The 17,850-nt window shown below is 69.1% G+C and carries 19 protein-coding genes; 11 read left to right on the top strand and 8 right to left on the bottom strand.

The genetic code is table 11. The annotated features are described in order from the left end of the window. The first annotated feature begins 33 nt into the window (after window positions 1-33). On the top strand, window positions 34-2,106 hold the full coding sequence (gene recG, locus JJQ90_RS18065) for an ATP-dependent DNA helicase RecG (protein ID WP_329959471.1): 2,073 nt from the start codon (window positions 34-36) through the stop codon (window positions 2,104-2,106). A gap of 9 nt (window positions 2,107-2,115) precedes the next feature. On the opposite strand, the gene JJQ90_RS18060 is transcribed toward recG, so the two are convergent. Further along, complete coding sequence (locus JJQ90_RS18060; RefSeq protein ID WP_216877638.1) at window positions 2,116-3,015, bottom strand: ABC transporter ATP-binding protein; 900 nt, start codon at window positions 3,013-3,015, stop codon at window positions 2,116-2,118. Then, on the bottom strand, window positions 3,012-4,034 hold the full coding sequence (locus tag JJQ90_RS18055; protein ID WP_216877637.1) for an ABC transporter ATP-binding protein: 1,023 nt from the start codon (window positions 4,032-4,034) through the stop codon (window positions 3,012-3,014). Before JJQ90_RS18055 ends, JJQ90_RS18060 begins: the two co-directional genes overlap by 4 nt. A 156-nt stretch (window positions 4,035-4,190) precedes the next feature. Here JJQ90_RS18055 and JJQ90_RS18050 point away from each other — a divergent pair, with 156 nt between their 5' ends. The 5 genes from JJQ90_RS18050 to JJQ90_RS18030 are packed head-to-tail and all read left to right on the top strand — an operon-like array spanning window position 4,191 to window position 9,145. Continuing rightward, complete coding sequence (locus tag JJQ90_RS18050; RefSeq protein ID WP_329959470.1) at window positions 4,191-4,931, top strand: ABC transporter ATP-binding protein; 741 nt, start codon at window positions 4,191-4,193, stop codon at window positions 4,929-4,931. Then, window positions 4,931-5,662, top strand: coding sequence for an ABC transporter permease subunit (locus JJQ90_RS18045; RefSeq protein WP_216877636.1), 732 nt, complete (start codon window positions 4,931-4,933; stop codon window positions 5,660-5,662). Before JJQ90_RS18050 ends, JJQ90_RS18045 begins: the two co-directional genes overlap by 1 nt. A 5-nt stretch (window positions 5,663-5,667) precedes the next feature. Beyond that, on the top strand, window positions 5,668-7,623 hold the full coding sequence (locus tag JJQ90_RS18040) for a GldG family protein (RefSeq protein ID WP_216877635.1): 1,956 nt from the start codon (window positions 5,668-5,670) through the stop codon (window positions 7,621-7,623). Continuing rightward, window positions 7,620-8,711 (top strand): DUF4340 domain-containing protein, encoded by a 1,092-nt coding sequence (locus JJQ90_RS18035; protein ID WP_216877634.1) that lies wholly within the window; start codon window positions 7,620-7,622, stop codon window positions 8,709-8,711. The genes JJQ90_RS18040 and JJQ90_RS18035 overlap by 4 nt, the downstream gene beginning before the upstream one ends. Continuing rightward, window positions 8,708-9,145, top strand: a complete 438-nt coding sequence (locus tag JJQ90_RS18030) for an NUDIX hydrolase (RefSeq protein ID WP_216877633.1) — start codon at window positions 8,708-8,710, stop codon at window positions 9,143-9,145. Before JJQ90_RS18035 ends, JJQ90_RS18030 begins: the two co-directional genes overlap by 4 nt. A 28-nt stretch (window positions 9,146-9,173) precedes the next feature. Here JJQ90_RS18030 and JJQ90_RS18025 read toward each other — a convergent pair whose 3' ends face one another. Next, window positions 9,174-10,208: a polyprenyl synthetase family protein gene (locus JJQ90_RS18025; RefSeq protein ID WP_377099344.1), complete on the bottom strand. Its 1,035-nt coding sequence runs from the start codon at window positions 10,206-10,208 to the stop codon at window positions 9,174-9,176. Window positions 10,209-10,349: 141 nt separating this feature from the next. On the opposite strand from JJQ90_RS18025, the gene JJQ90_RS18020 reads away from it, so the two are divergent. Together JJQ90_RS18020 and JJQ90_RS18015 are read left to right on the top strand one after the other, a co-directional pair. Next, a complete protein-coding gene (locus JJQ90_RS18020) occupies window positions 10,350-10,568 on the top strand; it encodes a putative signal transducing protein (RefSeq protein ID WP_216877632.1) in 219 nt (72 codons plus the stop codon). Then, window positions 10,555-11,283 (top strand): tRNA1(Val) (adenine(37)-N6)-methyltransferase, encoded by a 729-nt coding sequence (locus tag JJQ90_RS18015; RefSeq protein ID WP_216877631.1) that lies wholly within the window; start codon window positions 10,555-10,557, stop codon window positions 11,281-11,283. Before JJQ90_RS18020 ends, JJQ90_RS18015 begins: the two co-directional genes overlap by 14 nt. Window positions 11,284-11,287: 4 nt before the next feature. Here JJQ90_RS18015 and JJQ90_RS18010 read toward each other — a convergent pair whose 3' ends face one another. From JJQ90_RS18010 to JJQ90_RS17990, 5 genes are all read right to left on the bottom strand, one after another. After that, window positions 11,288-11,575, bottom strand: coding sequence for a hypothetical protein (locus JJQ90_RS18010; protein ID WP_216877630.1), 288 nt, complete (start codon window positions 11,573-11,575; stop codon window positions 11,288-11,290). Between the two features lie 107 nt (window positions 11,576-11,682). Then, window positions 11,683-12,357, bottom strand: a complete 675-nt coding sequence (locus JJQ90_RS18005) for an SCO family protein (protein ID WP_216877629.1) — start codon at window positions 12,355-12,357, stop codon at window positions 11,683-11,685. A gap of 59 nt (window positions 12,358-12,416) precedes the next feature. Then, complete coding sequence (locus tag JJQ90_RS18000) at window positions 12,417-13,472, bottom strand: ribonucleotide-diphosphate reductase subunit beta (protein ID WP_216877628.1); 1,056 nt, start codon at window positions 13,470-13,472, stop codon at window positions 12,417-12,419. A 24-nt stretch (window positions 13,473-13,496) separates the two neighbouring features. Beyond that, entirely contained in the window at window positions 13,497-13,706 is a 210-nt protein-coding gene (locus tag JJQ90_RS17995; protein WP_216877627.1) for a hypothetical protein, read from the bottom strand. Further along, the gene (locus JJQ90_RS17990) at window positions 13,697-15,556 is read right to left on the bottom strand and encodes a ribonucleoside-diphosphate reductase subunit alpha (RefSeq protein ID WP_216877626.1); all 1,860 of its coding nucleotides are present in this window, start codon (window positions 15,554-15,556) and stop codon (window positions 13,697-13,699) included. Before JJQ90_RS17990 ends, JJQ90_RS17995 begins: the two co-directional genes overlap by 10 nt. A gap of 323 nt (window positions 15,557-15,879) precedes the next feature. Between JJQ90_RS17990 and JJQ90_RS17985 the strand changes: the two genes are divergently transcribed. From JJQ90_RS17985 to JJQ90_RS17975, 3 genes are all read left to right on the top strand, one after another. Beyond that, entirely contained in the window at window positions 15,880-16,275 is a 396-nt protein-coding gene (locus tag JJQ90_RS17985; protein WP_216877625.1) for a hypothetical protein, read from the top strand. An 86-nt stretch (window positions 16,276-16,361) separates the two neighbouring features. Continuing rightward, a complete protein-coding gene (locus tag JJQ90_RS17980; protein ID WP_216877624.1) occupies window positions 16,362-17,333 on the top strand; it encodes a Bug family tripartite tricarboxylate transporter substrate binding protein in 972 nt (323 codons plus the stop codon). 13 nt (window positions 17,334-17,346) lie between these two features. Continuing rightward, window positions 17,347-17,844: a cupin domain-containing protein gene (locus JJQ90_RS17975; RefSeq protein ID WP_216877623.1), complete on the top strand. Its 498-nt coding sequence runs from the start codon at window positions 17,347-17,349 to the stop codon at window positions 17,842-17,844. Window positions 17,845-17,850: the final 6 nt, after the last annotated feature.

The following is a 17,850-nucleotide window of genomic DNA, read 5'->3' as shown; positions in this document are numbered from 1 at the left end:
TCAGCAACCCGGCCCGACGAGGCGCCGTCTTATGTGAAGCCCCTGCTCGACCCGATCGACGGGTTGCCGGGCGTGGGCAAGACCATGGCCGCCCTTTTGGCCGAGGCGGCGGGGGGCACCCGCGTCTTCGACCTGCTGCTGCATTTGCCGGAGCGGGTGGTGATCCGCGCCCGCGCCGCCACCCCGGCCGAGGCGCCACTCGACCAGGATTGCGTGCTGGAGGCCGTGGCGCTGGGCCATCGCGCCGCCCGGTCCGGCCGCAGCCAGCGCCCCTATGTGGAGGTGCGGGCGGAGGTTGCGGGCCGGCCGATCACCCTGCGCTTCATGAATGGCCGGCTGCCCTGGATTTTGAAGCTGATGCCGCCCGGGGAGGTCCGCTTCCTGGCCGGGCGGGTGCAGACGGAGGGTTCGGGCGGCTTCGGCATGATGAACCCCCAGGTGGCGCCCCAGGAATCGGGCCTGCCGCTGGTCGAGCCGGTCTGGCCCATGGTGCGCGGGCTGACCGGCCGGCGCATCGCCGCCGCCATGGACCAGGCCCTCGCCCTGCTCCCCGATCTTCCCGAATGGGCCGACGGGCCCCTGGTGGCGCAGGAGGGCTGGCCCGGTTTCGTCGCCGCCATCCACAGCCTGCAACGCCCGGCGGGGCTCCTGCCCGCCTTGCCGCGCCGGCGGCTCGCCTATGACGAATTGCTGGCGCAGCAGCTCGCCATCGGCCTGGTGCGCCGCCGGCAGCGCGACCGCGCCGGGCGGGCGCTGCCGGGCACGGGCGAGTTGGCGGCCCAGGCGCTGGCCGCCTTCGGCCACCCGCCCACCCCCGGCCAGGCCCAGGCGCTCGCGGAGATCGCCGCCGACATGGCCAGCCCGCGGCGGATGCTGCGGCTGGTGCAGGGCGATGTGGGGTCGGGCAAGACGCTGGTGGCGGTGCTCGCCATGCTTCAGGCGGTGGAATCCGGCGCCCAGGCCGCGCTGATGGCGCCGACCGAACTGCTCGCCCGCCAGCATCTGCGGACCCTCGAAAAGCTGTGCATCCCGGCGGGGGTGCAGGTGGAATTGCTGACCGGCAGCGTGAAGGGCGCCGCCCGCAAGCGGGTGCTGCGCGGGCTGGCGGATGGCATGGTGCAGATCGTCGTCGGCACCCATGCCCTGTTCCAGGACGCCGTGCAGTTCCACGACCTGGGCCTGTCGGTGGTGGATGAACAGCACCGCTTCGGCATCGGCCAGCGGCTGATGCTGGCCCAGAAGGGCCGCGACGCCGACATGCTGGTGATGACCGCCACCCCCATTCCGCGCACCCTGCTGCTGACCCAATGGGGCGAGATGTCGGTCTCGCGGCTGGAGGGCAAGCCCGCCGGCCGCCAGCCCATCGCCACCCGCATCGTCAGCCAGGACCGCCTGCCGGAGGTGATCGACCGCCTCGGCGAGGCCATTGCCCGGGGCGAGCGCGCCTATTGGGTGGTGCGCGCCATCGAGGGCGGGGAGCGCGACGATTCCGTCGCCGCCGAGGACCGTTTCGCCGAATTGTCGGCCCGCTTCCCCGGCAAGGTCGGCATGGCGCATGGCGTGCAGGACCTGGCGGTGCGGGAAGCGGCGCTGGGCGATTTCGCCGCCGGCCGCACCCAGCTTCTGGTGGCGACCACGGTGATCGAGGTGGGCGTCGACGTGCCGGACGCCACCATCATGCTGATCGAACAGGCCGAGCGTTTTGGACTGGCCGCGCTGCACCAGCTTCGCGGCCGGGTCGGCCGCGGATCACGCCCCTCCTCCTGCCTGCTGGTGCATTCCCCGGCGCTGGGCGAGGCCGAGAAGCGCCGCCTGCTGGTGCTGCGGGATACGGAGGACGGCTTCCGGATCGCGGAGGAGGACCTGTTCAGCCGCGGCGGCGGCGACGCCCTCGGCGCCCGCCAGTCCGGCCTGCCCGGCGCCCGGCTGCTGGACCCGCGGGAGGAGGCGGAGGAGCTGGCGCGGCTGACCCACCTCGCCCACCAGGACGCCGCCGTGCTGCTGCATCGCGACCCGGACCTGGCCACGCCGCGTGGGCAGGCGGCGCTGGGGCTGCTGGCGCTGTTCGGGCATGACACGACGCTGGCGGCGCTGGATGCGGGGTAAGATCGCGCCCTACGCCAGCACCCAGTGTCCCTTCTCCACCTCCGCCAGCCGGGCCTCGCGCGGCGGGGTCACCGCCTCGTAGAAGATGCGCTGGCGGGCCAGTTCGCGGTCCGGGTCGGGGATCGGCATCGCGGAGATCAGCGCCTGGGTATAGGGGTGGCGCGGATGGGCGAAGAGCTGCTCGGTGGTCGCCATTTCCACGATCCGCCCGCGCAGCATCACCGCGACCCGATGGCACAGGAAGCGGACCATCGCCAGGTCATGGGCGATGAACAGGTAGGCCATCCCCAGCTCCTGCTGCAGGTCCATGAACAGGTTCACGATCTGCGCCTGGATCGAGACATCCAGCGCCGTGATCGGCTCATCCGCCACGATCAGCCTTGGGGACACCGCCAGGGCGCGGGCGATGCCGATGCGCTGGCGCTGGCCGCCGGAGAACTGGTGCGGGAAGCGCTCGGCGAAGCGCGGGTCGAGGCCGACGCGCTGGAACAGTTGCGCCACCCGTTCATGGCGCTCGGCGGCGGTCTTCAGGATGCGATGGCTTTTCAACGGCTCCGCCACCGCATCCCCCACCCGCATGCGCGGATTGAGCGAGGAAAAGGGGTCCTGGAACACCACCTGCATCTTCCGGCGCACCGCCAGAAGCTGCGCGGCATTGAGATGGGTGATGTCCTGGCCCTCGAAGCGGATCCGCCCCTCGGTGGGGTCGTCCAGCCGCAGCACCAGCCGGCCCGTGGTGCTCTTGCCCGAGCCGCTTTCGCCCACCAGCCCCAGCGTCTCCCCGGGCGCCACGGTGAAGGAGACGCCATCGACGGCGCGGACGCGATGCACCTCCCGCCCCAGGAAGTCCTTGGTGGTGAAGTGGCGGACCAGCTCGTCCACCTCCAGAACCGGCGTGACGGCGTTCATGCGGCGGCTCCGGCGCGGGCGGTTCTCAGGTCGTACCAGGCGGCCACCATATGGCCGGGGGAGGCGCCCGGGGCCTGGACCAGGGGCGGCACCTCGCTGTGGCAGCGTTCCGTGGCGAAGGGATTACGCGGCGCGAAGGGATCGCCGGGCGGCGGGTTCATCATGTCGGGCGGGTAGCCGGGAATCTGCACCAGCCGGCGGGCGGAGGCGACGCCGGCGGAGGGCGGCGCGTCGTGATCCGGCAGGGATTGCAGCAGCCCCCAGGTATAGGCGCTGCGGGTGTCGCGAAACACCTGCCGCGCCGGGCCGCGTTCCTGCACCCGGCCGCCATACATGACCTGCACCGTATCGGCGATGCCGGCGACCACGCCCATGTCATGGGTGATCCAGATCATCGCCATGCCGAGCTGCTTGCGCAGCCTGCGCACCAGATCGAGGATTTGCGCCTGCACCGTGACATCCAGCGCAGTGGTCGGCTCGTCGGCGATCAGCAGGCGGGGCTCGCAGGCGATGCCGATGGCGATCATGGCGCGCTGGCGCATGCCGCCGGAGAACTGGTGGGGATAATGCACCACCCGCCGCTGTGGTTCGCTGATGCCGACCAGGTCCAGCAGTTCCACCGCCCGGGCCATGGCGGCCTTCTTCGACAGCTTCATATGGGTGCGCAGGCTTTCGGTGATCTGGTAGCCGACGCTCAGCACCGGGTTCAGGGCGCTCATCGGGTCCTGGAAGATCATGCCGATCGCGCCGCCGCGCAGGCTGCGCAATTCGCGTTCCGACATGGCCAGCAGGTCCCGCCCCTCGAACAGCGCCTGGCCGCCGGCGATGCGGCCGGGGGGTTTCGGGATCAGGCCGAGCATGGCCAGCACATGCACGCTTTTGCCGCTGCCGCTTTCCCCCACAACGGCAAGGGTCTCCCCAGGGGCGAGGTCGTAGCTCACGCCGCTGACGGCCTGCACGGTGCCATCGGCGGTGTCGAAGCGGACGGTCAGGTCCTTCACCTGCAACAGGGGCGCCATCCGGAGGTCTCCGTATAATTGCGAATGATTCTTATTATCATTTTATGATGCACCGCAAGACGCGAAATCAGCCGCATCGACGCCGCGGCGGCCCCGGATGGGGGGCTTGCATCCCGCCCCCTGCCTCCTTAATCGCCGCGCTGTATATTCCGGGGGGTGCCGGCATTGACTGCGCTGATCGAGATCGAGCGCCTGACCAAGCGCTTCGGGGCCTTCACGGCCGTGGATGACGTGACCTTTTCCGTCGCCAAGGGCGAGGTGCTGGGCTTCCTCGGCCCGAACGGCGCGGGCAAGTCCACCACCATGCGCATGCTGGCCGGCTTCATGACCCCCACCTCCGGCACCGCCCGCATCTGCGGGGAGGATGTGGTGGACCGCCCGGTTCCGGCGAAGCGCCACCTGGGCTTCCTGCCCGAGGGCGCGCCCACCTATCCCGAGATGACCGTCACCGGCTTTTTGCAGTTCTGCGGCCGCGCGAGGGGCTTCCACGGTTCCGCGCTGGGTGATCGCGTCGCCCATGCCATGTCCCTGACCCAGCTCGAAGGCGTCCGCCTCCAGCCGGTGGAGACGCTGTCAAAGGGGTTCAAGCGGCGCGTCGGGCTGGCCGCCGCGCTGCTGCACGACCCCGCCGTGCTGGTGCTGGACGAGCCGACCGATGGCCTGGACCCCAACCAGAAGCACGAGGTCCGCAACCTGATCCGCGCCATGGCGCCGAACAAGGCCATCGTCATCTCCACCCATATCCTGGAGGAGGTGGCCGCCGTCTGCACCCGCGCCGTTGTCATCGCGCGCGGCCGCGTCGTGGCCGATGCGACTCCGGCGGAGCTTGCCGCGAAGGGGCCGACCATGGACGCCGTCTTCCGCGCGCTCACCTTGCCTGAAGTGGAGGCCGCGTGATGGGTGGCATGGTCACCGTCTTTCGCCGCGAACTGGCGGGCTATTTCGCCACGCCCGTCGCCTATGTCTTCATCGTCATCTTCCTGGTGATGGCCGGCGCCCTGACCTTCACGCTGGGCAACTTCTTCGCCCGCGGCCAGGCCGATCTGCAGCCCTTCTTCACCTTCGTGCCCTGGCTGTTCCTGTTCCTGGTGCCTGCGCTGACCATGCGGCTCTGGGCCGAGGAACGCCGGCTCGGCACCATCGAATTGCTGCTGACCCTGCCGCTGGCGCAGTGGGAGGCGGTCGTGGGAAAGTTCCTTGCCGCCTGGGCCTTCTGCGCCATTGCGCTGGCCCTCACCTTCCCACTGGTCATCACGGTGAACCTGCTCGGCAACCCCGATAACGGCGTGATCCTGACCGGCTATCTCGGCTGCCTGATGGTGGCCGGCGCCTTCCTGGCCGTGGGCGCCGCCATCTCCGCATTGACAAAAAACCAGGTCATCGCCTTCGTGCTCGCCGTCGCCGCCTGCTTCTTCCTGACCGCCGCCGGCAGCCCGGTGGTGACGGAGTTCCTTTCGCAGCGCGTGCCGCAGCTCGCCGATATCGCGCGCTCCATCAGCATCACGGAACGCCTGGGTGGCTTCACCCGGGGCGTGATCTCGGCGCGTGACGTCGTGTTCTTCGCCTCCTTCATGGCCTTCTTCCTCTTCGCGAACACCATCGCGATCGACCAGCGGAAGGCGGATTGAGCCTCATGAGCACCACCACCCTTTCAACTGCAAAGCCCCCCGCCAAGCCTCAAGGCAAGCGAGGGCTTTCCGCCCTGCTGGCGCTGGCCTTGGCCGCCGTGCTGCTGGTCGGCGTGAACATGCTGGCCGACCGGCTGCTGTCCCGCGCCCGCATCGACCTGACGCAGAACCGCCTCTACACGCTCTCCGACGGCACGCGCGAGGTGCTCCAGGGGCTGGCGGACCCCATCACCTTCCGCGTCTTCTATTCCCGCCGCCTCGGCGCCGCGATCCCGCTCTATGGCGCCTATGCCGAGCGGGTGCGGGCGATGCTGGAGGAATATGCGGCCGTCTCCGCCGGCAAGGTCCGCCTGGAATTCTTCGATCCGGAGCCCTTCTCCGAGACCGAGGACCGCGCCATGGCGCTGGGCATCCAGGGCGTGCCGGTCGACCAGTCCGGCGAGCAGGTCTATTTCGGCCTGGCCGGCGTGAACCTGCTCGATGACGAGCGGACCATCCCCTTCTTCCAGCCGGATCGCGAGCGGTTCCTCGAATACGACCTGACCCGCATGGTCTGGGAGCTTTCCAACCCGACGCGCCCGGTGCTCGGCGTCATCTCTTCCCTGCCGCTGAACGGCGATCCGCGGGCGATGATGATGCGCCAGCCGGGCGTCGGGCAGCCCTTCGTGGTGATGAACCAGATCCGCAACTTCTACACGGTGCGGGACGTGGCGATCGACGCGCAGGCGATCGAGCCGGATGTGCAGGTGCTGCTGGTCGCCCATGCGCAGAACCTGTCGGAGGCCACGCTCTACGCCATCGACCAGTTCGTGATGCGCGGCGGGCGGCTGATCGCGCTGACCGACCCGCATAGCGAAAGCCAGGCCTCCCGCCCCTCCCCGGGCCAGCGGCCGGCGACCGAGACCTCCTCGACACTCGCGCGGCTGCTGAACGCCTGGGGCGTCGAGGCGCCTTCGGACAAGGTGGTGCTGGACCTGCGCGGCGCCTGGCGCGTGCGGGCCGATCCGCGCGACCGGGTGCAGGCGGTGGACTATCTCGCCTGGTACAATGTGCCGACGGATGGCCTGAACCGGACTGAGGTCGCCACCGCCGAACTCCAGCAGGTCACCGTCGCCTCCGCCGGCGAGGTGCGCCGGCGCGAGGGTTCGACCGTGGAATTCACCCCGCTGGTCACCAGCAGCACCCGCTCCATGCTGGTTGATGCGACGGCGGTGCGGACCGACCCCAGCCCGACCCGGCTGCTCTCCGATTTTCGCCCGGACGACATTTCACGAACGATCGTCGCCCGCATCCGTGGGCCTCTGAACAGCGCCTTCGAAGCGCCGCCGGCGCCGCCCGAAGGTGCCGAGCGCCCGGCCGATTTCCCGGCGCACCGCCCGCGCACGGAAGGCCCGGCCAATCTGATCGTCGGCAATGACGCCGATATCCTGGAGGACCGCTTCTGGGTCCGCACCCAGGACTTCTTCGGCCAGCAGGTCGCGACCCCGATCAGCGACAACGGCGCCTTCCTCATCAACCTCGCCGACACCATGGCGGGCGGCGAGGCGCTGGTCTCGCTCCGCTCCCGCGGTGAATCGCTGCGCCCCTTCGCCCTGGTGGACGATATCCGCCGTGACGCCGAGGCGCAGTTCCGCCAGACGGAGCGCGGGCTGACGGAGCGGCTGGAGGCCACCGAGCGCCGCCTGCGCGAACTCCGCCAGGGCGGCGCGGCCCCCGGCCAGCCGGCGGCCAACACCGTCATCACGCCGGAGCAGCGCGCCGAGATCGACGCGGCCCGGGCCGAGATCGTCCGCACCCGCGGCCAGCTTCGCCAGGTGCAGCTTGAACTGCGGCGGGACATCGAGCGGCTGGAGACCTGGCTGCGGCTGGCCAATATCGCCCTGGTCCCGGCACTGCTGACACTGTTCGCCATCGGCCTCGGCATCATGCGGAGCCGTAGGCGCGCGGGAGCACGGGCATGACCCGCCGCGGCCTTCTTCTGCTGGGCGGCGCAGCGGCGGTGGCCGTCGGCGGCGCCATATTGCTGACGCCGGACCAGGCGACGCCACCCTCCCCCTCCACCAGCGACCTCGCCTTCCCGGGCCTGGCGCAGCGGCTGGCCCAGGCGGCGGCCATCGAGGTGAAGCGCCATGACGGGACCCTTCAGGTCCGCCGCGCCGCGCCGGATGTGTGGGTGCTGCCGGCCAAGGCCGACTACCCCGTGCGGCCCGAACGGGTGCGCGAATTGCTGGTGGGCCTCACCGAGCTCCGCCTGACCGAGCCCCGCACCGCGAATCCGGAAATGCTGGACCGCCTCGGCCTGGACGATCCGACGCGGGAGGGGGCGACCTCCTCCCTGCTGCGCATCCTGGACGCCCAGGGCGCGGCGATCGCGGAGCTGGTGGTCGGCCGCCGCCGCGTGCGCACCCAGGGCAATGTGCCGGAGACCGTCTATGTCCGCCGGCCCAGCGAAAGCCAGGCCTGGCTCGCCGAGGGTCGGCTGCCGCTGGATGGCGACCCGAATCTCTGGATCGACCGCGACCTGGCCAATATCCCGCGCGACCGCGTGCGCGGCGTGACGGTGAACCGCCAGGGTGAGGCACCGCTGATCCTGCGCCGTGGCACCGATACCGACGCGCCGCTGGCGGTGCTGGAGCCGACCACCACGCCGGAGCTGGACGAGATCAGCCTGGACGAGGTGGCACGCGGCTTCGAGTTCCTGACCTTCCTCGATGTCCGCAAGGCCGCCGAAATCCCCGGTGAACGGCTCGGCGAGGGTCGCTTCGAGCTGACCGACAACCTGCGCATCACCGTCACCGCGCATAAGGATGGTGAGACGCTGTGGGGCATGCTGTCGGCGGAAGGTGATGAGGAAGCCGCGCGGCTGAACGCCCGCTGGCAGGGCTGGGCCTATCAGCTCGGCCAGTGGAAGGAGAAGTCCTTCGTGCCGCGGCTGGAGGATCTGCGGAAGCAGGAAGCCAGCGCCCCGGCCGGGACCGCGCCGGAGGCACCAGCCGTGACCACGCCGAGCGAGACACCGGACACGCCGCCCCCCGCCGCGCCCCAGTGACGGCGAATCCCCGCGAATATCCGACCCGCCCCTGGGTCGGCATCGGCGTGGTGCTGCTGCGCGGGGAGGAGGTTCTGCTGATCCGGCGGGGCCGGCCGCCGCGGGTCGGCGAATGGTCCCTGCCCGGCGGCGGCCAGCGCCTGGGCGAAACGGCGGAGGCCTGCGCCCGCCGCGAATTGCTGGAGGAGACGGGGCTGGAGGCCGGCCCCCTGACCCTGCTCGCCGTGGTCGATGCCATCACCCCGGGCGAGGCGGGGCGCGGCCCACGCTTCCACTACACCATCATCGATTTCGCCGGGGCCTGGGCCAGTGGCGACGCCCGGCCCGGCGGCGATGTGACGGAGGTGGCCTGGGCGCCGCTGGATGCCCTGGCGCCCTACCGGCTGTGGCCGGAGGCGTTGCGCGTCATCGCCCTGGCCCGCGCGCAGCGATAGAGCATGATGGCCGAAGGCGCGAAGGCTTTCAGCGCGCCCGGCTGATGCAGAACTCCACGATGCCGGCCAAGGCGCGTCGCTCCGCCGAATCCGGGAAGACGTCCAGCGCATCCAGCGCCACCTGGCCGTACTGCCGGGCGCGCAGCACCGTATCGGTGAAGGCCGCGTGCTTCTGCATCAGGGCGATGGCCTTGGGCAGGTCCTCCTCCGCCTGGTCGCGTTCCTCCAGCGTGCGGCGCCAGAAGACCCGCTCGGCGTCGTCGCCGCGCTGGAAGGCCAGCAGCACCGGCAGGGTGATCTTGCCCTCGCGGAAGTCGTCGCCCACCGTCTTGCCCAGCGCTTCCTGCGCCGCGCTGTAGTCCAGCGCATCGTCGATGAGCTGGAAGGCCACGCCGAGGTTGTGGCCATAGGCGCGCAGCGCCACCTGCCGCGCCGCGCCGCAATCGGCGACGATGGCGCCGACCTCCGTCGCGGCGGCAAACAGCGCGGCGGTCTTGCCCTCGATCACCGCCAGATACTGGTCCTCGGTGGTCGCCGTGTCGTTCTGGGTGATGAGCTGAAGCACCTCGCCCTCGGCGATGGTCGCCGAGGCCCCCGCCAGAATCCGCAGGACCTCCAGCGACCCGTCCTCCACCATCACCTGGAAGGCGCGGGCGAACAGGAAATCGCCGACCAGCACGGAAGGCTTGTTGCCGAACAGCGCATTGGCGCTGGCCTGGCCACGGCGCAGCGCGCTTTCATCCACCACATCGTCATGCAGCAGCGTCGCCGTATGGATGAACTCCACGCAGGCGGCCAGCGCCACATGCCGTTGCCCGCCGCGATAGCCGGCAAGCTTCGCGGCGGCCAGGGTCAGCAGCGGCCGCAGGCGCTTGCCGCCGGCCGCCACGATATGCGCGGCGAGCTGCGGGATGAGCGCCACCGGGCTTTGCATCCGCTCGACAATCAATCGATTGCAGGCTTCCAGATCCTGCCCGACCAGCGCCAATAGCGCGGCCAGTGCATCCTCGCCGCGAACGGCCTCCGGAGCTTCATCCCGGCTCGGCGTGACAGGCAGATCCACGCGGTCTTGACCTCAATCCAGTGGCGGGCAACTTAGCCACCGGCCCCCCAGGGGGCAAGCTGGCGGCGGAAAGCCCGTCCGCTCAACTGCGGTGGCATCGCGATTCTGCAAGCACGAAGCCAAGATCGGGGTTGTCACGCGATGCAGGTGCTGCTGACGACCACGGACCCCATCCGCCTGTCCTTCCTGATGGCGCTGCTGCGCGATGCGGGCTGCGCGCCGCTGGTGCTGGATGGCCATGTCAGTGCCATCGAGGGCGGCATCGGCATCTTTCCCCGCCGCCTCGCCGTGCCGGAGGATCAGGCGGCCCAGGCGCGCCGGGTGCTGGCGGAGGCCGGGGAGACGGATGGGCTGCGCTGAACTGACGGAGGATTCGCTGCTCGGCGGCCGGGTGCGGCTGCGCCAGCCGCGCGCCGGCCTGCGCGCCGGGCATGATGCGGTGCTGCTGGCGGCCGCGGTGCCGGCGAAGCCCGGGGAGACGGTGCTGGAGGCCGGCTGCGGCAGTGGTGCCGGCTTTCTCTGCCTGCTGGCCCGCGTGCCGGGGCTGCGCGTGGTGGCGGTGGAGCGCGACCCGTGCCTCGCCGCGCTGGCCCGCGACAATGCCGCGCAGAACGGCTTCGCCGCGCAGGTGACGGTGCTGGAGGGCGATGTGGCGGACCCTGCCCTGCGCCGCGAACTGCCCCGCCTGGCGCATGGCTTCGCCAATCCGCCCTACTGGCCCGAGGGAACGCCGCCGCCCGACCCGCTGCGCGCCGGCGCCACCCATGCGGAGGCGGTGACCCTGTCGGATTGGACCGGCCTCCTGGCCGCCGGCCTCGCGCATCGCGGCAGCCTGACCTTGGTGCTGCCCGCCGCGCGATTCGCGGATGGTCTGGCGGCTCTGGCGGCAGCCGGATGCGGCAGCCCGGCTTTGCTGCCGCTATGGCCCCGGGTCGGGGTGGCAGCCAAGCGGGTTCTGCTGGCCGGCCGTCGCGGTGGGCGTGGCCCAGGGCGCGTGCTGCCCGGGCTTGTGCTGCATGGCGCCGGCGAGGCCGCCGAGCCGGTGCTGCGGCAGGGAGCCGCCCTGCCGCTATAGGCTATCAGCCCTCATTCGCTTCCGGATGCCGCAGCAGCCACAGGCGCTCATGCGCCGCGACCAGGCTTTCCATGTTCTTGCGGCGGTTCACATCGGGCGCCACCGGGCGCCGGGTCAGCATCATTTCCAGGATCCGCAGCAATTCCTCGGCCACCTCGAAGTCGCCCTGGTCACAGGCATGGTGGAAGGCGATCAGGATCTTGTCGGAAAGCCGCCGGGTATGGCGGGGCGGGTTGGACGATGCGCCGCGCGCTGCATCGCGGCCGGACGGATCCCGTTCCTCGTCGGACATGCAGTATGCAGCTCCATCATGCGGCACCGGAAGCCGGTGCCATATTGGGACAATAGACAGTGTTACCGCCGGCAGGAACCCTCCGCGTGCAGGCGGAAGGAACTGGTTCAGCTACCACGCAGATGCGCGCGGACGGATTGGGCGATGGCCTCGGGCGTGGATTCCGGGCGGAACAGGGTGCGCACCCGCCCATCCGGCCCCACGAGATAGATGAAGGAGGAATGGTCCATCAGATAGGCCGACATCTCCGGCCGCTGCACCTTGGCGTAGAAGACGCGATAGGCGCGGGCGGCCGCGGCCACCTGCTCGGCGGTGCCGGTCAGGCCGACCATGCGCGGATGGAAGCGGGAGACGTAGTCGGCCAGGGCCTCCGGCGTGTCCCGCTCCGGGTCGATGGTGATGAGCACGGGCGTCACCCGGTCCCCCAACTCGCCCATCTCGTCGATCGCGGCGGCGATGGTGCCGAGCTCGGTGGGGCAGACATCGGGGCAATAGGTGAAGCCGAAATAGACCAGCAGGTTGCGGCCGGCGAAATCCGCCTCCGTCACCGCGCGGCCGGTCTGGTCCACCAGGCTGAAGGGGCCACCCAGCGCCAGGCCCTGCGGCAGTTGCACGCCGCCGGCGGCCGGCGCCGGCATGTCGGCGCCGACGAAGCTGCCGATGCGGCGCAGGAAGGCCTCCGCCACCCCCTCCCCCGGGTCACGTCCCATCCATGCGGCGCCCCAGAGGCCGCCGAGGACAAGAATGAGGATGAGGGCGAGGACCCGAATCGCGATCAGCATGGCCGCTGAGATAGGCGGCCCGTGCCGCGCCGTCCATGGTGGGCGGCGCGGCGGGATGCTCAGCCGCGGGGCAGCGCGATCTCCCCTTCCGGCTGCGCCGTGGTGAAGGTGGCGTCGCCAAAGGCCTCCTCCCAGGTGCCGCCGGTGCTGGCGCGGGAATATTCGGTGGCGCGATTCTCGAAGAAGTTGGTGTGCTCGATGGCGTTCAGCATTTCATCGAGCCAGGGCAGCGGGTTCTTCTCGATGTTGTAGAGGCATTCGAGGCCGAGCTGCTGCAGGCGGCGATCCGCGATGTAGCGGATGTAGAGCTTGGTCTGCGCCGCATCGAGGCCCTCCACGCCGCCGAGTTCGAAGGCGAGGTCGATGAAGGCGTCCTCATGCTCCACGATGGTGGAGCAGATGTCATACAGTTCCTGCTTCAGCCCCGGGGTCCAGATCTCCGGATTTTCCTGCACGAAGGTGCGGAACAGGCGGATGACGGACAGGCAGTGCAGCGTTTCGTCCCGCACCGACCAGGTCACGATCTGGCCCATCCCCTTCATCTTGTTGAAGCGGGGGAAATTCATGAGGATGGCGAAGGAGGCGAAAAGCTGAAGACCCTCGGTGAAGGCGCCGAAGGCGGCCAGGGTCTTGGCGATCTCGGTCTTGTTCTGGACCGAGAAGTTCTGCATGTAGTCGTACTTGTCCTTCATCTCCTTGTATTTGAGGAAGGCCGTGTACTCGATCTCCGGCATGCCGATGGTATCGAGCAGGTGCGAATAGGCGGCGATGTGGATCGTCTCGGTGTTCGAGAAGGCCGACATCATCATCAGCACTTCGGTCGGCTTGAACACCTGTGAATACTGCTTCATGTAGCAGTTGTTCACTTCGACATCGGCCTGGGTGAAGAAGCGGAAGATCTGCGTCAGCAGGTTCTGCTCCCCGGGCGTCAGGTTCTTCTGCCAGTCCTTCACGTCATCCGCGAGCGGCACTTCCTCCGGCAGCCAATGGATGCGCTGCTGCTGCAGCCAGGCCTCATAGGCCCAGGGGTAGCGGAACGGCTTGTAGACCGGATTGGCGGTCAGCAGGTCGAAGCGGATCGGCAGTTCGCTGCCGGGGATCGCGTCATCGGGCATGGGGCATCTCACGAAAAAGGGCGTTCAGCCGGCCATCTGGTCATGGCCGTGGCTGCCGGCGCGCGCGGTGGCGCGGCCCAGCAGCAGGTCGATCTGGTCGAGTTCAGCCACCAACCGACGCACCTCCGTCACCGGACCGCGCCAGCGCAGCATCCGCTCCAACTCCTCCTCCAGCGCCGCCTTCAAGCGGGCGACCTGGACAGCCTCGGCGGTTTGGGCAGCCTTTATTGGCAAGCCAGACATTCCTCGTAGTCATTGGCGTTGTCGGAAGGCGGCAGCGCCGCGACCAGCTTCCGCACAGGCTTGTCCTGATGCAGCGTCATCACATCCGACTGGCCGACCACCTTCTCGGAGATGGTATCGGCGCGCTGGATCGACAGGCTGCGGCAGTAATAGAGCGACTTCATGCCCTTCTTCCACGCGGCCATGTGGATCTGGTGCAGGTCGCGCTTGTGCACATCGGCCGGCAGGAACACGTTCACCGACTGCGACTGGCAGATATAGGGCGTGCGGTCGGCCGCGTGTTCGATCACCCAGCGCTGATCCAGTTCGAAGGCCGTCTTGAAGGTCATCTTTTCCTGCTCGGTCAGGAAATCCAGATGCTGCACGCTGCCCTTGTTCACCGTGATGCTGGTCCAGGTGTCGGCATCGTCCATGCCATGCTTGGCCAGCACCCTCTTCAGGTGGATGTTGCGGACGATGTAGCTGCCGGACAGGGTCTTGTGGTTGTAGACATTGGCCGCGATCGGCTCGATGCCCGGAGAGGCGCCGCCGCAGATGATGGAGATCGACGCCGTCGGCGCGATCGCCATCTTGTTGGAGAAGCGCTCCATGAAGCCGTATTCGGCGGCATCCGGGCAGGGCCCGCGCTCCTCCGCCAGCATGCGGCTGGCGACATCGGCCTGGCCGCGGATGTGCTTGAACATCCTCAGGTTCCACACCTTCGCCACCGCGCTTTCGAAGGGCACGTTCAGCGCCTGGAGGAAACTGTGGAAGCCCATCACGCCGAGGCCGACCGAGCGTTCCCGCATCGCCGAATAACGGGCGCGCGCCATCGAATCCGGCGCGCTGTCGATGAAGGACTGCAGCACATTGTCCAGGAAGCGCATGACATCCGGGATGAAGCGCGGATTGTCCTTCCACTCGAACCAGGTCTCGCAATTGAGCGAGGACAGGCAGCACACCGCCGTGCGCTCCATCCCATGCTGGTCGATGCCGGTCGGCAAAGTGATTTCGGAGCAGAGGTTGGAGGTCTTCACCTCCAGCCCCGCCAGCTTGTGGTGCTCGGGCCGCGCGCCGTTCACGCGGTCGGAGAAGATGATGTAGGGCTCGCCAGTCTCGATCCGCGCGGTCAGGATGCGGATCCAGATGGACCGCGCCGAGACCTTCTGCATCAGCGCGCCGTCCTTGGGCGAGACCAGCGCCCAGTCCTCATCCGCCTCCACCGCGCGCATGAAGGCATCGGACAGCAGCACGCCGTGATGCAGGTTCAGCGCCTTGCGGTTGGGGTCGCCGCCGGTCGGGCGGCGCATCTCCAGGAATTCCTCGATCTCCGGATGGTTCACCGGCAGGTAGCAGGCGGCGGAGCCGCGGCGCAGACTGCCCTGGCTGATCGCCAAGGTCAGGCTGTCCATCACCCGGATGAAGGGAATGACGCCGGAGGTCTTGCCGTTGCGGCCGACCTTCTCGCCGATGCCGCGCAGATTGCCCCAATAGGAGCCGATGCCGCCGCCCTTGGCCGCCAGCCAGACATTCTCGTTCCACAGGCCGACGATGCCATCCAGGCTGTCGGAGGCCTCGTTCAGGAAGCAGGAGATCGGCAGGCCGCGGGTCGTGCCGCCATTCGACAGCACCGGCGTGGCCGGCATGAACCAGAGCCGGGAGATGTAGTCATAGATGCGCTGCGCATGCGCCGCATCGTCGCCATAGGCCGAGGCCACCCGGGCGAAGAGATCCTGGTAGGATTCACCTGGCAGTAAGTATCGGTCGTCCAGGGTGGCCTTGCCGAAATCGGTCAGGAGCGAGTCGCGGGTCCGATCGATCTGAACCTGGCCATGGCCTTCAAGCTGCACTGCATCAAACACGACCAATCCCCCGAAATGGCTCCAAAAACACGGAGCGACTCCCCTGCGGCGCAGAATGCCCCGGGGATGCCTTGGCCAACAAGATGTAGTGTTGCCACACCCCCCATCCTACCACAGGTGCGGCGCACATCCAGGGTTGCATTTTTCCCAAGCTTGCGATCAAGCACCCTTAGTTCCTGATTTGTTCGAGTGTAGCGCGCCCGCCTTCGCCTGTCCCGTGCGAAGTACGCGAAACCCCCCGCACGCGAAGTGCGCGAAACCCACCGCGACACGCGGATGCAACACAGCCCGGCCAATCTGGTTCCGCCGCCAGAGGAGCCACCATGACCGCCTCCCGACGCCCCGCCCCCGGACCATGGCAGCGCCTGGCGGTGGGCCTGCTGCTGGGCGCGCCGCTGGCCACTGCCCCCTTGGCCGCCGCGCCGCTGCGCGGCGTGTCGTCGCTGCGGCTGTTCCGCGTGATGACGATGCGGGGCGACGTGCTGCTGGGGCTGACGGCCGCCGAGCTGGCGGAGCTCGGGCCAGGTCCCGATACGCAGCGCCTCGCCCGGCTGATCGCGGCGGAGGGCGTGCTGGCCGGATGGCGGTATCGCCGCATGCAGGGCCCCGACGGCCGCACCTGCCTTGGCGCCTTCGGAAGGGTCTCGGTGGCCGGGCAGGATGCGCTGACGGTGCAGCCCTACCTGGCCGATCTGCCGGTCCTGCCGCCACCCACCTGATTCGTCCGCGCTGATTCAGGAGCAGAGGGGGGATGCGCCGCGGCGCTCATCGCGCTTTGATCGGGGCAACCCTCGAGAGGTGCTCCATGTCCCTGACCCGCCGCACCACCCTTGCCTTGCCGCTCGCCGCCCTGGCGGCGCCGGCCCTGGCCCAGACCTGGCCGACCCGGCCGATTCGCATCGTGGTGCCCTTTGGCACCGGCGGTGGCACGGACATCACCACCCGCGTCCTGGCGCCAAAACTGTCGGAAATCCTGGGCCAGACGGTGGTGATCGAGAATCGCCCCGGCGCGGGCGGCACGCTGGGCGCCGATGTGGTGGCCAAGGCCCAGCCGAATGGCGAGACCTTCCTGCTCGCCACCGTCTCCAACATGGCGCTGGCGATCGGCCTCTACAGCCGCCTGCCCTATGATCCGCTGAAGGATTTTGTGTCCGTCGCGCCCACGGTTTTCATCCCGATCGGCATGGCGATTTCCGCGAAACTCGGGGTCAGGACGGCGCAGGAATTCATCGCGCTGCTGCGGGCCAATCCGGGCAAGTATTCGTATGGCAGCGCGGGGGCGGGCACTTCCGGCCATATCGCCTCCTCCGCCTTCCTGTCGCGCATCGGGGCGACGGCGGAGCACATCCCCTACCGCAATCCGGGCCAGACCTACCTGGCGCTGCAGCAGGGCGAGATCGCCTTCACCAGCGACATCCCCTCCATCCTCGCGCCCTTCCACCAGGCCGATTCGGCGCGGCTGATCTTCGTCGCGACCGATGAGCGCAGCCCGCAGGTGCCGGAGGTGCCGACGGCGCGGGAGGTGGGGCTGGGCGACTACAAGGCCTATTCCTGGTATGGCATCTACGCCCCCGCGGGCACGCCCGCGCCGATCGTGACGCGGATGGCGGCGGCGATCGAACAGGCGCTGTCCGACCCCGCCATCGGCCAGCGCTTCGACCAGATGGGCACGCCGGCCATGCGCGGCTGGACGCCGCAGCGTTTCGAGGATTTTCTCAAATCCGAGATCGAGCTGTGGCTGCCGCTGGTGCGGGCCTCCGGCGCCCGGGCCGATTGAGAAGGACTGACCCATGCCGCATGACGGACACGACCACAGCCACGAGACGCCGCCGGATGATGGCTGGAAGCACACCGGCGTGCGGGTGATCCCCGCCAACAGCCTGGATGTGAACACGGCGCAGACCCCTGGCATGAACCGCGCCGCGGCGATCAACTTCGCCCGCGTCGGCGCCCAGAAGATCTGGGCCGGCACGGTGCATATCCATGCCAATGCCAAGACCGGCGCGCATCACCATGGCGCGCTGGAAAGCGTGATCTACATCGTCAAGGGCCGCGCCCGGATGCGCTGGGGGGAGAAGCTGGAATTCGTGGCCGAGGCCGGCCCCGGCGACTTCATCTTCGTGCCGCCCTATGTCCCGCATCAGGAGATCAATGCCAGCACCGATGAGACGCTGGAATGCGTGCTGGTCCGTTCGGACAATGAGGCCGTGGTGGTGAACCTGGATATCGAGCCGGTGGAAAAGCCGGAATCGGTCGCCTGGGTCGACCCGATCCACAAGGCGCCGTAGTCCGGG

Origin of the sequence: Falsiroseomonas oleicola, from assembly GCF_019029495.1 — a bacterium.
Taxonomy (GTDB): Bacteria; Pseudomonadota; Alphaproteobacteria; order Acetobacterales; family Acetobacteraceae; genus Falsiroseomonas; species Falsiroseomonas oleicola.
Note: the sequence above shows the minus strand (reverse complement) of the source record. Positions and strands in the feature narration are given on the sequence as shown.